Origin of the sequence: Hanamia caeni, from assembly GCF_003721595.1 — a bacterium.
GTDB classification, from domain to species: Bacteria; Bacteroidota; Bacteroidia; order Chitinophagales; family Chitinophagaceae; genus Ginsengibacter; species Ginsengibacter caeni.
Map to the genome: position 1 here is coordinate 193519 of NZ_RJJR01000005.1, position 14752 is coordinate 208270.

At 39.8% G+C, this 14752-nt stretch carries 8 protein-coding genes; 5 read left to right on the forward strand and 3 right to left on the reverse strand.

Translation table 11 applies throughout. From position 1 onward, the window contains the following. Positions 1-72 precede the first annotated feature (72 nt). Positions 73-4365: a DNA-directed RNA polymerase subunit beta' gene (gene rpoC / locus EFY79_RS08280; protein ID WP_123120225.1), complete on the forward strand. Its 4293-nt coding sequence runs from the start codon at positions 73-75 to the stop codon at positions 4363-4365. Positions 4366-4379: 14 nt separating this feature from the next. Here the strand turns inward: rpoC and EFY79_RS08285 are convergent, their stop codons facing one another. After that, positions 4380-4580, reverse strand: a complete 201-nt coding sequence (locus tag EFY79_RS08285) for a hypothetical protein (RefSeq protein WP_123120226.1) — start codon at positions 4578-4580, stop codon at positions 4380-4382. A 72-nt stretch (positions 4581-4652) separates the two neighbouring features. Here EFY79_RS08285 and EFY79_RS08290 point away from each other — a divergent pair, with 72 nt between their 5' ends. The 3 genes from EFY79_RS08290 (at position 4653) to atpC (ending at position 8155) form a co-directional block, all read left to right on the forward strand. Further along, positions 4653-6197, forward strand: coding sequence for an oligosaccharide flippase family protein (locus tag EFY79_RS08290; protein WP_123120227.1), 1545 nt, complete (start codon positions 4653-4655; stop codon positions 6195-6197). A gap of 157 nt (positions 6198-6354) precedes the next feature. Beyond that, positions 6355-7860, forward strand: coding sequence for a F0F1 ATP synthase subunit beta (gene atpD / locus EFY79_RS08295; protein WP_123120228.1), 1506 nt, complete (start codon positions 6355-6357; stop codon positions 7858-7860). A 43-nt stretch (positions 7861-7903) separates the two neighbouring features. After that, on the forward strand, positions 7904-8155 hold the full coding sequence (gene atpC, locus EFY79_RS08300) for an ATP synthase F1 subunit epsilon (protein ID WP_123120229.1): 252 nt from the start codon (positions 7904-7906) through the stop codon (positions 8153-8155). Between the two features lie 88 nt (positions 8156-8243). Here atpC and EFY79_RS08305 read toward each other — a convergent pair whose 3' ends face one another. Together EFY79_RS08305 and EFY79_RS08310 are read right to left on the reverse strand one after the other, a co-directional pair. Further along, entirely contained in the window at positions 8244-11282 is a 3039-nt protein-coding gene (locus EFY79_RS08305; protein WP_123120230.1) for an AsmA-like C-terminal region-containing protein, read from the reverse strand. A 335-nt stretch (positions 11283-11617) separates the two neighbouring features. Then, a complete protein-coding gene (locus EFY79_RS08310; protein ID WP_123120231.1) occupies positions 11618-13186 on the reverse strand; it encodes an SUMF1/EgtB/PvdO family nonheme iron enzyme in 1569 nt (522 codons plus the stop codon). Between the two features lie 400 nt (positions 13187-13586). On the opposite strand from EFY79_RS08310, the gene porV reads away from it, so the two are divergent. Beyond that, a complete protein-coding gene (gene porV / locus EFY79_RS08320; RefSeq protein ID WP_123120233.1) occupies positions 13587-14750 on the forward strand; it encodes a type IX secretion system outer membrane channel protein PorV in 1164 nt (387 codons plus the stop codon). Positions 14751-14752: the final 2 nt, after the last annotated feature.

Genomic DNA, 14752 nt, shown 5'->3' on the forward strand with positions numbered 1-14752 from the left:
AGTAAACGAACAAATAATTAAAATTTTGCTTTTAGCTTCTTTAAAAGCTAAGAGCTTAAAGCTAAAAAATATATGCAAAGAAAAGAAAATAGGCCACGTCCAACGTTTTCTCAAATTACCATAGGCCTTACTTCCCCTGATTCAATCCTGGAAAGAAGCTATGGTGAAGTTTTAAAACCCGAAACCATTAATTACCGCACCTACAAGCCAGAAAGAGATGGCTTGTTTTGCGAAAGAATTTTTGGTCCGGTAAAAGATTATGAATGCGCCTGCGGCAAATACAAACGTATTCGCTATAAAGGCATCGTGTGCGACCGTTGTGGAGTTGAAGTTACAGAAAAGAAGGTGCGCCGCGAAAGAATGGGCCACATTAAGCTGGTAGTTCCGGTGGTTCACATCTGGTATTTTAAATCACTTCCGAATAAGATTGGTTATTTGCTCGGAATGAGCTCTAAGAAATTAGAAACCATTGTGTATTATGAAAGATATGTGGTAATCCAATCCGGCATCAGGGCTGATAAAGGCCAGAACTATGGCGACCTGTTGACTGAAGAAGAATATCTTGACATTCTGGATACGCTTCCCAAAGAAAACCAAATGTTGCCCGATGAAGATCCGGATAAATTTATTGCAAAAATGGGCGCTGAGGCGGTTCACGATTTGTTACAAAGAATTGATCTCGACCAGCTTTCATTTGATCTTCGCAACAGCGCCGCTAACGAAACTTCACAGCAACGTAAAGCAGATGCTTTAAAGCGTCTTAGTGTAGTAGAAGGTTTCCGCGATGCAAATACAAGAATCAACAACCGTCCGGAATGGATGGTGATGCAGTATATCCCCGTGATTCCGCCAGAGCTTCGTCCTTTGGTTCCTCTGGATGGAGGACGTTTTGCGTCTTCAGATTTGAATGACTTATACCGCCGTGTTATTATTCGCAATAACAGGTTAAAAAGACTATTGGAAATTAAGGCGCCTGAAGTGATTCTCAGAAATGAGAAGCGTATGCTCCAGGAAGCTATTGATTCATTATTTGATAATTCCCGCAAATCAAACGCTGTAAAAGCAGAAGGTGGCCGTGCCTTAAAATCATTGAGTGATGTATTGAAAGGTAAACAAGGCCGGTTCCGTCAAAACCTTTTGGGAAAGCGTGTTGACTATTCAGGACGTTCTGTAATCGTAGTAGGGCCTGAATTAAAAATGCACGAATGTGGCTTGCCAAAAGATATGGCTGCCGAATTGTTCAAGCCATTTATTATTCGCAAACTGATTGAGAGGGGAATTGTGAAAACAGTAAAAAGCGCCAGAAAATTAGTCGATAAAAAAGAAGCGATCATTTGGGATATTCTTGAAAATATTTTAAAAGGACATCCGATTATGTTGAATCGTGCCCCTACATTACACAGGCTTTCTATACAGGCGTTTCAACCTAAATTGATCGAAGGAAAAGCAATCCAGCTTCATCCGTTGGTAACCACTGCGTTCAACGCGGATTTCGACGGTGACCAGATGGCCGTTCACGTGCCTTTGAGCAGTGCGGCAATTCTTGAAGCCCAAATGCTGATGCTTTCTTCACATAATATTCTGAATCCTCAGAACGGTACTCCTATCACTCTTCCATCACAGGATATGGTTTTGGGATTGTATTATATCACTAAAGGTAAAAAATCAACTCCTGAAGAACCCGTTAAAGGCGAAGGCAAAATCTTTTATTCTCCTGAAGAAGTAATTATTGCTTACAACGAGCGTCAGCTTGATCTTCATGCAGGAATTAAGGTAAAGGTGAACGTAAGGAACCAGGATGGTTCTCTTTCCAACAAATTAATTGAAACAACTGTAGGAAGAGTCATATTTAATCAGCACGTACCTAAAAATGCAGGTTTCGTAAATGCGTTGTTGACTAAAAAATCGCTTAGGGAAATTATTGGTAACATCATCAAATGGACTAATATTCCAACCACCGCTAAATTCCTTGACGATATCAAACAATTAGGGTTTCGCATGGCATTCAAAGGTGGCTTGTCTTTTAACATTAACGACCTTATCATTCCTGACACAAAAGTTTCGATGATTGAAAATGCATCTGGCGAGGTAGATGAAGTTTGGGACAACTATAATGCAGGTCTGATTACAAATAATGAAAGATACAATGGAATCATTGACATCTGGAGCCGCGTGGATACACGCCTTACAGAAACTCTGATACAGGAGCTGGCAGCAGATAAGCAGGGATTCAATTCCGTTTATATGATGTTGGATTCCGGCGCCCGTGGGTCCAAACAACAAATTAAGCAGCTTGCCGGAATCAGGGGATTGATGGCAAAACCCCGTAAGTCAGGAAGCACCGGAAGTGAAATTATTGAAAACCCTATTCTTTCAAACTTCAAAGATGGTTTGAACGTATTGGAGTATTTCATTTCTACGCATGGTGCGCGCAAGGGTCTTGCCGACACTGCATTGAAAACTGCGGACGCTGGTTATCTTACCAGGAGGCTCGTGGATGTAGCCCAGGATGTGGTGATAAATGAGGAAGATTGCGGCACATTAAGAGGAATTACCGTTTCAGCATTAAAAGATAATGAAGATGTTATTGAGCCTTTGTATGATAGAATTTTAGGAAGAACTTCTTTGCATAATGTGTATGACCCGGTGAGCGATGAAATTCTGGTGGAAGCCGGAACCATTATTACCGAAGATATTGCTAATGCGATTACTGAGGCAGGCGTTGAAAGTATGGAAATCCGCTCCGTACTTACCTGCGAAAGCCATCGGGGAGTTTGTGTAAGGTGCTATGGTAAGAATCTTGCTTCAGGGTATACTGCACAAAAGGGAGACGCTGTCGGAATTATTGCAGCCCAATCAATAGGTGAGCCTGGTACACAGCTTACACTTCGTACCTTCCACGTGGGTGGTGTGGCTGGTTCAGCTTCAGTTGAATCTACATTGACCGCCAGGTTTGACGGAACTATTCAGTTTGACGGGCTGCGCACTGTGGAAGCGTATAATAACCTGGGCGAAAAAATTAAGGTGGTGATTGGCCGCACGGGTGAGGTAAGGATAATGGACGTTAAAAATGACAGGTTGCTTATTAACAATAATGTTCCTTATGGGTCTACTTTGAATGTAAAAGACGGTCAGAAGGTTTCCAAGGGCGATGTTATCTGCACATGGGATCCGTTTAACAACGTTATTATTTCTGAAATTGATGGGGTGCTGAAATTTGAAAATATCATTGAAGGGGTTACTTATCGCGAGGAAGCTGATGAGCAGACAGGGCATAGAGAAAAAGTAGTCATTGAAACAAAAGACAAATCACGTATTCCTTCCATGATAATTGAAAGCAAAAAGGAATCCAAAGGGTATAACCTACCTGCTGGTTCTCATATCACAATGGAAGAAGGGGAGGAAGTGAAGGCCGGTCAGGTGGTTGTTAAGATACCGCGTGTTTTGGGTAAATTAAGAGACATTACCGGTGGTTTGCCACGTGTTACTGAATTATTTGAAGCAAGAAATCCAGGTAATCCGGCAGTAGTTTCTGAAATTGATGGTGTGGTTTCTTTTGGAAATATCAAACGTGGAAACCGCGAGATAATCGTGGAAGCAAGAGATGGTGTTATTAAGAAATATTTAGTTCCGTTGACCCGCCAAATCCTTGCGCAGGAAGGCGATTTCATCAAAGCCGGTGTGGCTTTATCTGATGGACAAATTGCTCCTGCAGATATACTTTCTATCAAAGGGCCATTTGCGGTGCAGGAATATGTTGTGAATGAAATTCAGGAAGTGTATCGTTTACAGGGTGTAAAAATTAACGATAAACATATCGAAGTAATAGTTCGCCAGATGATGCGTAAAGTAACTATTGAAGATGCGGGCGATACCAAATTTCTTGAGGGTGACACTGAAGACAGGCTTGATTTTAACGCTGAAAACGATTGGATTTTCGATAAAAAAGTGGTTACAGATTCCGGCGAAAGCTCAAAAATGCGCCCTGGACGGATAGTAACGTTGAGAGAAGTGAGGGAAGAAAATTCAATCCTTCGCCGCGCAGATAAAAAGACAGTTGAATTCCGTGATGCACGTCCTGCTACTTCTTCACCATTATTGTTGGGTATTACAAAAGCTTCATTGGGAACGCAAAGCTGGATATCAGCCGCATCATTCCAGGAAACTACCAAGGTGTTATCTTCTGCTGCCATCCAGGGCAAGACAGATACCATGCTTGGCCTGAAAGAAAATGTAATCACTGGGCATCCAATACCTGCAGGTACCGGGTTAAGGGATTTTGAAAACATGATCGTGGGTAGCAAAGAAGAGTATGAATTGCTGATGACTACCAAAGAGGCTATGGCATTTGACGAGGAAGAATAAATTAAGTATTATTTCTATAAAAACAGGAGTAAGATGGAAGCATCATGCTCCTGTTTTATTTTGTAACCTGATGCGTAGTAAAGAAACAAATAAGCAGCTTTTTGTTTTTGAAGATTGCGGTTAACGCCAATGATTCCAGCGATTTTAATTTGTGTAGCACGGCGATTTCGGGCGCTTCCATCTTGTACCTTTGCACCAGGGCATTTATCCCTCATTCATGTATTAGTTTCACCTGGTTTTTAAAAAGTTTAAGGATTAAATTTGCCTTCTTTTAAACTCATCTTTTTTTGAGCAGCATAAAAAAATTAGCAGGACAGACTATCTGGTATGGCGTAAGCTCTATTGCTGCCAGGTTTTTGTTTTATCTACTTACTCCTTATCTTACCCTAAAGCTAAGTGTAGACGGATATGGAGATATGAGCATTTTGTATGCTGCCATTCCGTTTTTGAACGTGATTTTTACATACGGCATTGAAACGGCGTTTTTCAGGTTTGCCACCAAAGACGAGTACAAAAAGGACATTTATAGCACGGCGACCATTTCTGTCATTTGCAGCACATTTTTCTTAACAGCGTTATTAATTATTTCCCGAAGCGCTACAGCACATTTTTTAAGGCTGGATAATCATCCTGAATTTATTACCTGTTCTGCATTGATTATTGCTTTCGATACTTTGGCTACACTTCCGCTGGCAAAACTCAGGCTTGATCAAAGGCCGAGGAAATACGCCATGATAATGATCTGCAAAATTGTATTACAAATCCTGGTGATTTATTTCCTGATATCCGTTTGCCCAAAACTGGCTAAACAAAACCCAAATGGTTTTATAGCTGCTTTTTATGATCCAAATTATGGTGTTGGCTACATAATTATTGCAAATTTATGTGCGTCTGTTTTTGCCTTTCTGCTCCTTTACAAAGAATTTTCTGCTTTTGAGTGGAAGTTTAATAAGAAAGTCTGGACAACCATTATTATTTATTCAATGCCCCTTTTAATTGCCGGCTTTGGCGGCATGATAAATGAAACGTTCGACAGGATAATGCTTTCGTGGCTTGCACCCGTAAAAACAATTACAGAAGCCAAAGACCAGGTGGCTATTTATTCGGCGTGCTATAAATTGTCTATTCTGATTACCTTGTTTATACAGGCGTTCCGCATGGGGGCAGAACCTTTCTTCTTTAAGCAATCAGAAGGCCAGAATCCGCAAAAGGTGTATGCCCGGGTGATGAAATTCTTTGTAATTACAATAACTACAATGTTCCTGGTAGTGTCGCTATATATTGATATTTGGAAATACTTTTTGAGTACCGATCCCCAAAAATTAAAAATTTACTGGACGGGGCTCAAAGTCGTACCTATCTTGTTGTTGGCGAATATGTTTTTAGGGATATATTATAATTTATCAATTTGGTATAAACTTACGCACAAGACGATAGCCGGCGCATATATCACGTTAATTGGTGCGGCGGTTACACTTATCATAAACTATTTTTTTATCCCATATTTCGGTTATATGGCCTGTGCCTGGGCTACGTTTTTATGTTATGGAACCATGATGGTGATTTCGTTTTTGTGGGGCCAAAGAGATTACAGGATTCCCTATGCCTGGAAAAAATTGTGCGCTTATATAATAATCGTTGTGCTGATTTACCTATTGCATAAATTAATAAAACATGTTTTCCCCGGCTTTTGGATAGGCATTATTACTGCAACTGTTTTTATATTACTTTACCTCATTTTTATCTCAAAAGTTGAATGGCGCGAAGTAAACCGCTTGCCGGTTATTGGTAAATTATTTAAACCACCCGACCGGTTATTATCGAAAGAATAGATTCTTATCTTACAGTAAACGAACAAAAACCTCTTTTTTTTATTTACCGGTTAATTAGCAAATCGGGTTAAAATATTCCATGATCTTAGTTGTCGTTTTGATTGGTTCATCTTACCTTTGCGGCCAAATTGAATACAAGTTTCTTTAATAAATTTTTATGGCAAATACCGGAAAAATCAAACAAATCATTGGCGCGGTGGTTGACGTACATTTTGAAAATGTGAGCCACCTTCCGCAGATTTTTAACGCACTGGAATTACAAAAAGAAGATGGATCCAAACTGGTTTTGGAAGTTCAGCAGCATCTTGGCGAAGACAGCGTTCGCTGCATTGCAATGGATGGTACTGAAGGCCTGAAACGTGGTATTGAAGTAATAGATACCGGATCTCCGATATTGATGCCTACCGGCGAAGCGATAAATGGACGCTTATTTAATGTAACCGGCGATGCTATTGATGGCTTGCCACAGGTAAGCAAAAAAAATGGAAGGCCAATCCACAGCAAGCCTCCATTATTTGAAAATTTAAGCACCGCTACAGAAGTGCTGTTTACAGGGATAAAAGTGATTGATTTGATTGAGCCCTATGCCAAGGGAGGAAAAATCGGCTTGTTTGGTGGAGCCGGCGTTGGTAAAACGGTTTTAATCCAGGAACTGATTAATAATATTGCAAAGGCTTATAGTGGATTATCTGTATTTGCCGGAGTAGGGGAAAGAACACGCGAAGGGAATGACCTTATGAGAGAAATGATTGAGGCTGGCATCATGAAATATGGCAAAGAATTTATTCACAGTATGGAAGAAGGTGGCTGGGATTTGGATGCGGTAAACATGGAGGAGTTAAAAGATTCAAAAGCGACTTTTGTCTTTGGTCAAATGAACGAACCGCCGGGAGCGAGAGCACGTGTAGCCTTGAGCGGATTGACGGTTGCCGAGTATTTCCGCGATGGCGACGGCCAGGGAAAAGGAAAAGATATTTTGTTTTTCGTAGATAATATTTTCCGTTTTACACAAGCAGGTTCTGAGGTTTCCGCGCTTCTTGGACGGATGCCGTCTGCGGTGGGTTACCAGCCAACGCTTGCAACAGAAATGGGATTGATGCAGGAAAGAATTACTTCAACAAGAAATGGTTCTATCACATCAGTTCAGGCGGTGTACGTACCTGCGGATGATTTGACTGACCCTGCGCCTGCTACCACCTTTGCCCACCTGGATGCAACTACAGTATTGAGCAGAAAAATTGCCGACCTTGGAATTTATCCGGCAGTGGATCCGTTAGATTCTACTTCCAGAATTTTAACTCCCGCAATTGTGGGTGATGAACATTATGATTGTGCCAACCGCGTTAAATTGACCCTTCAACGCTATAAAGAATTACAGGATATTATTGCCATTCTTGGTTTGGATGAATTGAGCGATGAAGATAAGCTGACTGTAAGCCGCGCACGAAGAGTTCAGCGTTTCTTATCTCAGCCGTTTCACGTTGCTGAACAGTTTACCGGTCTGAAAGGAGTATTGGTTTCAATTGAAGATACCATCCGGGGATTTAACGCAATTATGGATGGCGAAGTAGATGAATATCCTGAAGCCGCTTTCAACCTGGTGGGAAACCTGGATGATGCCATCGCGAAAGGTAAAAAAATGATGGAAGCAGCCAATTCTTAATTAGCTAATTAGCTAATTAGCCAACCAGCTAATTAATACAATTATGACTTTAGAAATATTAACTCCGGATAAAAAAATTTTTAGTGGAGATGTATATGGAGTTCAGCTACCGGGCATAAGCGGTATGTTTGAAGTGCTCGATAAGCATGCGCCTATCGTAAGCGCCTTGAAGGCAGGAAAACTCAAAATTCTTAAAGATAAAAATACTACAGCCCAATACAATATACAGGGCGGCTTTGTCGAAGTACTGCATAACAAAGCATCTGTGCTTGTGGAAGGAGCTAGTGAATCTTAATCAGTAAAAGGAAAAAACGTAATAGAAAATCCTCTTTAGCCATCGACTAAAGAGGATTTTTTTGTTGAATGCCAATGGGCTTGGTTGTCTACTTTTTTTCGGCCTTATCTTTTTTCTTCAATAAATTATTGAGTGAATTTTTTATTGTATTCTCTGCATTTTTCTTCGCATTTTCCAGGGGCTTTTCTTCCGACGAAGCGCTGTCTTTTTTTCCACCAATCAATTGTTTTGCAATGTCTTCCTTTAAATCCTTTACTACCTGGTTTTTAATTGCTTTTGCAGAATCCAGCACCGTATTTTTTGTACTGTCGATCTGAGTCTTTACAAATTCGGTAGCCTGCTGCTTCATTTCTGTAGCTATGCTTTCGGCCGACTCTTTCAAATTTGTTTTAATAATGGGATTTGTTATTGAGCCTTCCATTCGTACAGTCAGGTTAACAGAATCGCTTACCTTAACAGGAATTCCGGTAGAGGATGCTTTCTGTGCCAGATTATTAATCAATGCATTGCCCTGCGCGCCCATTAAGCTTCTTGGAAACTTCATGCCTATTACATAATCAATAGATTGATCTATGCCGTGGACACCACCAATTTCCATATCAATATCTTTCACTTTTACATGGAATGGCTTAACCAATACTTTTCCATTTGCAAAATCAAAATAGGTTTTTATATCCTTCAACGCAAAATCAGTTAATTGGGAAATATTCAATGTCTGCGCTAATTTTTCAACCGGAGCAAACTTTTGCAAAAATCCATTTAATAAAAGAACATCACCTTTTCCTGTCAAAGTTGCAATGTCAGGCGCCATGTCTAAGCCGAGCTTTCCGGTCATGGACAGTTGTGAATTGATAATGCCCGATATAAATTTACCAACGGGCATTAATTTTTGAACTGTGTTAAACGCAAAGAATGTTTTTTGTGCATCAAGGTTTTTAACGTCATAATTTAAGGCGACATCAGGATGCAACTTGTCATTTTTTGTAGAATAGGATCCATTCATATTTATCGTTCCTCCGAGCGCATTCATTTCGATATTCCTTAAATCAACCATTTGGTCTTTAATAATAACAGATCCTTTTAAATTATCATATTCAGTTTTATCATAGATCATTTTATCAACGTCCGCATTCAAAACAAAAGATACATTTTTAGGGACTACAAAAGGCTCAGAAGTTTGGTTTTCATTTGACGCTGTGTCTGTGCCCATAAAATCATTGAGATTTAATTTGTCGACCTGTACGTTCAGGTTGCCTGCGATAGGCTCATCTTTTAAGGCATATCCTATTGCATTGTCCAGCGAGCCGTTCGCAGTAATATTAGAAGACAGGTACGCTGCGCTTAATGAATTAAGTATAATATTTTTCGGGTTAAAAATAAAGCCGGCATTTTTTACCCTAACGCCTTGCGGATAATCCTTACTTACATAATCCAGGTCTGAAATATTTAAATTCCCGGAAGTATTAATTTTTTCATACTCTTTTTTATCGATTGCTGCTTTGTTCCCCTTAAAAGTCAGATCGGCAGCAAGCATTCCGGATAATTTGGTTCCTGGCTCCAGTGTTGTGAATTGACTTACTGAAGCCAGGTTAAATTTACCTTTTGCAGCTCCATCAAAATAAAGCACGCTGGCAGGATTTTTTATCAATACATTAAAGTCTATGGGGTTGTTGCCAATCTCCAGATGAGCTGCGGGAATTTGAATTACTGTGTGGTCCGCAACGCCATCAGGATTTTCAAATTTAATCTGTACGTTACTGTTGCTAATTGGCTGCGGAAAGTCGCTTGATGAGTAATTAAGGCTGCTGATATTTAAAAATCCGTTTGCAGTGAAGGGCCCTGGCTTTTGTTGGGTAATCACTGCCAAATTCCCTTTTGCCGAAACATCTGCGTCCAGTAATCCGGAAAGCTTCGTGTCGCCTGACAGTTTTATAAACTTTGTAACCTGCGCAAGATTCAGCTTCCCTTTCAGAGCAGCCTCGATATATTGAACTGTGACGGGGTTTTTTAAAAATAATGTAAAATCAAACGGGTCGTTTCCAAATTCGATATGTCCTTTCGATACGTCTATCACAGTATGATCTGTAATTCCATCGGGATTGTCAACTTTAACGGCAAGTCCAATATTTTTTACCGGTTGCGGCAAATCAGGATACTGAAAAAAACCTTTTTCAACATTCAGGTTAATATGGTAGGCAGGAATTTTTACCGAATTATACTCACCTTTTACAAATCCATTAAACACTGCTTTGCCGCTGGTTTTAATTTTAGAAAAATCATTATTGTAGATTGCCGGTACCAGCGATAACAGGGTCTTAAATTCAGTAGAGGGTGCGTTGAATTTGATATCCATTCCATAAGTAGAGTCATTTACAAATTGAAAATAACCTTCCGTTGAAAGCTTTAGGTCATTTAATTCAATATCATCCGTCTTGAAAGTATATTTTTCATTTTTAGTATTTACCTGAATATCTGCATTTAATATTGTTTTGACGTTTACCAGGTAAGGAATGTTTGCATAAGTAAACGAAACGGATTCTGCTGTAGTTTTTGTGGCCAGGGTAAAAAGATCTGAGGTGAAATCGCCGCTGCCTGAATGGTTTAAATGGAATATTTCGGTGCTCATATTGCCGGGGATATCAACGTAGCTTATGTAGGCATCGTTAATGGTGTATTTCTTTAGCGACAATTTAAATTCACTTTCTTTTTGCGGGGTTGCAGAAGTATCTGGTTTGGTTATATCCCAGTTTGCTTTTCCCTCTTTATTTACAATTGCATGAACCCTCGGTTTATCAACTGTAATCGAATAAATTTTCATCTCAGCATCGCCGAAAAGACTCATGAAGTTGAGCGCTACATCAATTTTTTTTGCGGATAGTAAAGTGTCTTTTGAAAAATCGCCCGTGCCGATGATTTGTAAATTTTCAAGGCCTGCCGCCACGTGCGGAAAGTGTCTGAAAAAAGAAATATCGACATCTTTAAAATCTACCTGGGCACTTAAATTTTTATTGATTTGCTTTTTTGCTATCGCCATAATCTTACCCTTAAAAAGAAGCGGTAGGAGGAAGGCAATTATAATAAGCGAGAGAAGAACAATGCCTGTTATTTTTACTATTTTTTTGACCATGTCATTTCCTGTTTGTAAACAAAGAACGCTTTCGTAAAGGTATTATTCCGGCGTTTGCAAGTTTACTAATATTAAGCTGTAAAACCGGTGAAAATTATGAGGAGTAAGAATAAATTAACAGCCCTGTTATCTATCCTATTTTAATTTGTTTTACTAAATAGCGCACTGCTTTTCAGTGAAGAGCTTTAATTATATTTTATGAAATTTGGATAAATCATCTTTTGGGAGTTTTAGGAACAGGTACTAATTTATCATTCAACAAAAAAAAACCTCCTATCGTAAAATAAGAGGTTGTAATAAATTATTTTGTAGGACGGAGGAACCCTTAACTTATATTATTTCTTGCGGTTGTTTTGTTTCCTTGTTCCAAAGATGTTGCCATCTTTAAAACCATTTCCTTCAGGGCTTCCAAGCCGTGTCATTGCGCAACGGAATCCGACTGTGCTGCTTGATTCATCCTGAGACATGTATCTGCGCGCTCCCGGAGATAGCCAGTAAGGCATATCGTTCCAACTTCCGCCTTTGATCACGCGGGATTTATCACTAATTAAAGTAGTGATACCATATCCATAAGTTACGTTTGAAATGGAGTCGCCATCCAGGTAATTAATCACATCACCTTTTTGGTAATTACGGCGTTGCACGGTTACGGAGTCAGGAACCACTTCCTTCTTCAACCTGCCAAGCGTATCTCTAACGTATTCGCCATTTTCATCTTTATAAAATCTTGTAAACTTATTGCCGCGGAAAGGATTAATATCATCTTCATCTATTGAAGTCATTGGGCGGTAAACGTCTGCCACCCACTCACTTACGTTTCCACTCATGTTGTATAAGCCATAACCATTTGGATAGAACGAATTTACCGGGGCCGGAATAGCTGCGCGGTCATTTAACCCTCCTGCCACTCCCATCACGTCACCACTTCCTCTTTTGAAGTTGGCTAAAAATTCACCCTGCCAGCTACCGCGGCGATTATCACGAAGCCCGTTCACATTTTTGCTCCATGAATATACCTGCTGGTTAGCGATAACCTCTTCACCGTGATTTTTTTCCTTAGTGCGTGGTTTAGGGTTTTGAGCGATGATACCGTAAGCGGCATACTCCCATTCGGCTTCAGTAGGCAACCTGTATCCTGGCAAAAGGATTCCATCTTCAAGAGTAACTACTTTTCTTGGCCTTCCGCTTACATCTTTTAAACCGCCTTTTTTAGGGGCTGATTTATTGTCAATAAGTTCAGAATTCATTATATAGGTATCAGTATTAAAAGTAGATTCGCCGCCGCCACCTTTCATTGCGGTTAATGGAGACCTTTTATTAAGATATCCCTGGTCAATTAATAATTTTTGGTTTACCCTGTCGGTCCTCCAGATGCAAAAATCGTGAGCTTGCTCCCAGGTTACACCTACTACAGGATAAAAATTATAAGCAGGGTATCTGAAATAATATTCGACATACGGCTCATTATAAGCAAGCTCGCTTCTCCATACTAATGTGTCGGGCAATGCCATTCTCATAATAGCGGTATCATTATCAAAGGTATTAGAAAGCCAATATAAATATTCACGATAATGAACGTTGGCCACTTCTGTTTGATCGATATAAAATGAGTTGACACTCACTCTTCTCGGAACGTTATTCCAATCGCCCATTACATCTTCTTCCTTAGCGCCCATCACAAAAGTACCACCCTGGACAAAAACAAGCCCTGGCCCGGTTTTCTGTTCATTTGCTTTAAGAACATGAAAATTTCCAAAATTTTTATCATCATAGTTCCACCCTGTAACAGAGGATTGCTCATGCTTCTTTTTTCCGAAGATGCTACCGTTTTTACAGGAAGGTAGAATTACCAGTGCTGCCAGAACAAATAGGGTAAGGTTTCCGGCGGTTAATGATTTTGACATGTAGGTTTGTTTTGCAGATTAAATAACGAAAGCTTTACTTTCTTATTGTGAACCGCTGTTTTGCAATGCGAATATAATTACTTTATTTGGTTTTGATTTATTGGGAAACTTAAATTATAGCGTTATACTTTTTTTTGCAAACCCTTCACACTTGGGCATTTTTTACTAATTATTTTCGCGCCGGTGAGTATATTTCTCGGGAGCATTTGCAATATCCTCAAATCTCTTTTAAAAGGTTTTGCATGCAATAAATTATAGCTGAAAGCGTTCATTCTGCATTGCCGGTAAAGCGGCAGGCATTTATTTTTAATTGGCTGTTTAAAAAAAAAAATTATTTTTACAAACTTCAATCCCAACAATTATAAGAGAACTCTACTTAACAAGTACATTTTAATTTTTCATGAAAAGATTCCTCTTAAAGTTGACTGCAATTATAGTGTTGATTGGAGCGACTGTTTCTCTAAAAGCACAATCTGCCAATCCAATCAATGTAGTTACTACGGCAGTTCCTTTTCTCCGCATTTCTCCTGATGCGCGGTCAGGCGGCATGGGCGATGTAGGAATAGCTACTATTCCTGACGCAAGCTCTATTTTCTGGAATCTTTCCAAAATTCCTTTTGCCAAAGATCAATCTGCCCTGGTTTTAACATATACTCCCTGGCTTAAAGGCCTTGATTTAAATGATGTGTACCTTGTTTCTGCGGCTGGTTATCACCAGATTGATGAGATGCAGGCTATCTCTGGATCGGTTCGTTATTTTAGTCTCGGCAATATCCAGTTTACTGATAACCGCGGGAATGATTTGCAAACCTACCGGCCGCGCGAATTTGCTGTAGATGCGGGTTATTCACGGAAACTTTCTGACAGGCTTGGACTCGGAATATCCCTCAGATATATTAATTCCAACCTGGCCAATGGTCAATCTGCCAGCGGTTCCACTTATAAAACCGGGACTGCCGTTGCAGGCGATTTATCATTATTCAGCGATGGTTCAGAAGGCGGAACAGTTTCCGGCTTCAATTGGGGAGTGGCAATTTCTAACCTTGGATCAAAAATTTCTTATACAAATGATGCACAGGAAAAGGATTTCATTCCTGCTAATTTAGGTTTAGGCGCCGCTTATGTGAATGTAATTGATGAGACTAGTAAAATTACTTTTGGCCTGGATGTAAATAAGTTATTAGTTCCTACTCCGCCAGCTATTGGTGATTCGGCAGGGTTGGTAAATTATCATAATAAAGGAGTGGTAGGCAGTTGGTTCAGTTCATTTGGCGACGCGCCGGGAGGTTTTAGTGAAGAATTAAAAGAATTCCAGGTTTCTGTAGGTGGTGAATATACTTACAATGACCAGTTTTCTCTCAGGCTTGGTTATTTTTATGAAAATCCCACAAAGGGCGACCGGCAATATTTTACGGTGGGCGCCGGATTGAATTATAACGTGTTTGGACTAAATTTTTCTTACCTGATTCCCTCAGGAAATGGAGTGAATAGAAATCCGTTATCAAATACGCTTCGCTTCAGCATTCTTTTTAATCTTGGTTCGCAGAATTCGGAAAATTATTAGAA

Excerpts from the sequence above, each read along its gene's own strand:
- EFY79_RS08305 (WP_123120230.1), bottom strand. The coding sequence starts at position 11,282 with ATGGTCAAAAAAATAGTAAAAATAACAGGCATTGTTCTTCTCTCGCTT.
- atpD (WP_123120228.1), top strand. The coding sequence starts at position 6,355 with ATGGCAAATACCGGAAAAATCAAACAAATCATTGGCGCGGTGGTTGAC.
- EFY79_RS08310 (WP_123120231.1), bottom strand. The coding sequence starts at position 13,186 with ATGTCAAAATCATTAACCGCCGGAAACCTTACCCTATTTGTTCTGGCA.
- rpoC (WP_123120225.1), top strand. The coding sequence starts at position 73 with ATGCAAAGAAAAGAAAATAGGCCACGTCCAACGTTTTCTCAAATTACC.
- porV (WP_123120233.1), top strand. The coding sequence starts at position 13,587 with ATGAAAAGATTCCTCTTAAAGTTGACTGCAATTATAGTGTTGATTGGA.
- atpC (WP_123120229.1), top strand. The coding sequence starts at position 7,904 with ATGACTTTAGAAATATTAACTCCGGATAAAAAAATTTTTAGTGGAGAT.
- EFY79_RS08285 (WP_123120226.1), bottom strand. The coding sequence starts at position 4,580 with ATGAGGGATAAATGCCCTGGTGCAAAGGTACAAGATGGAAGCGCCCGA.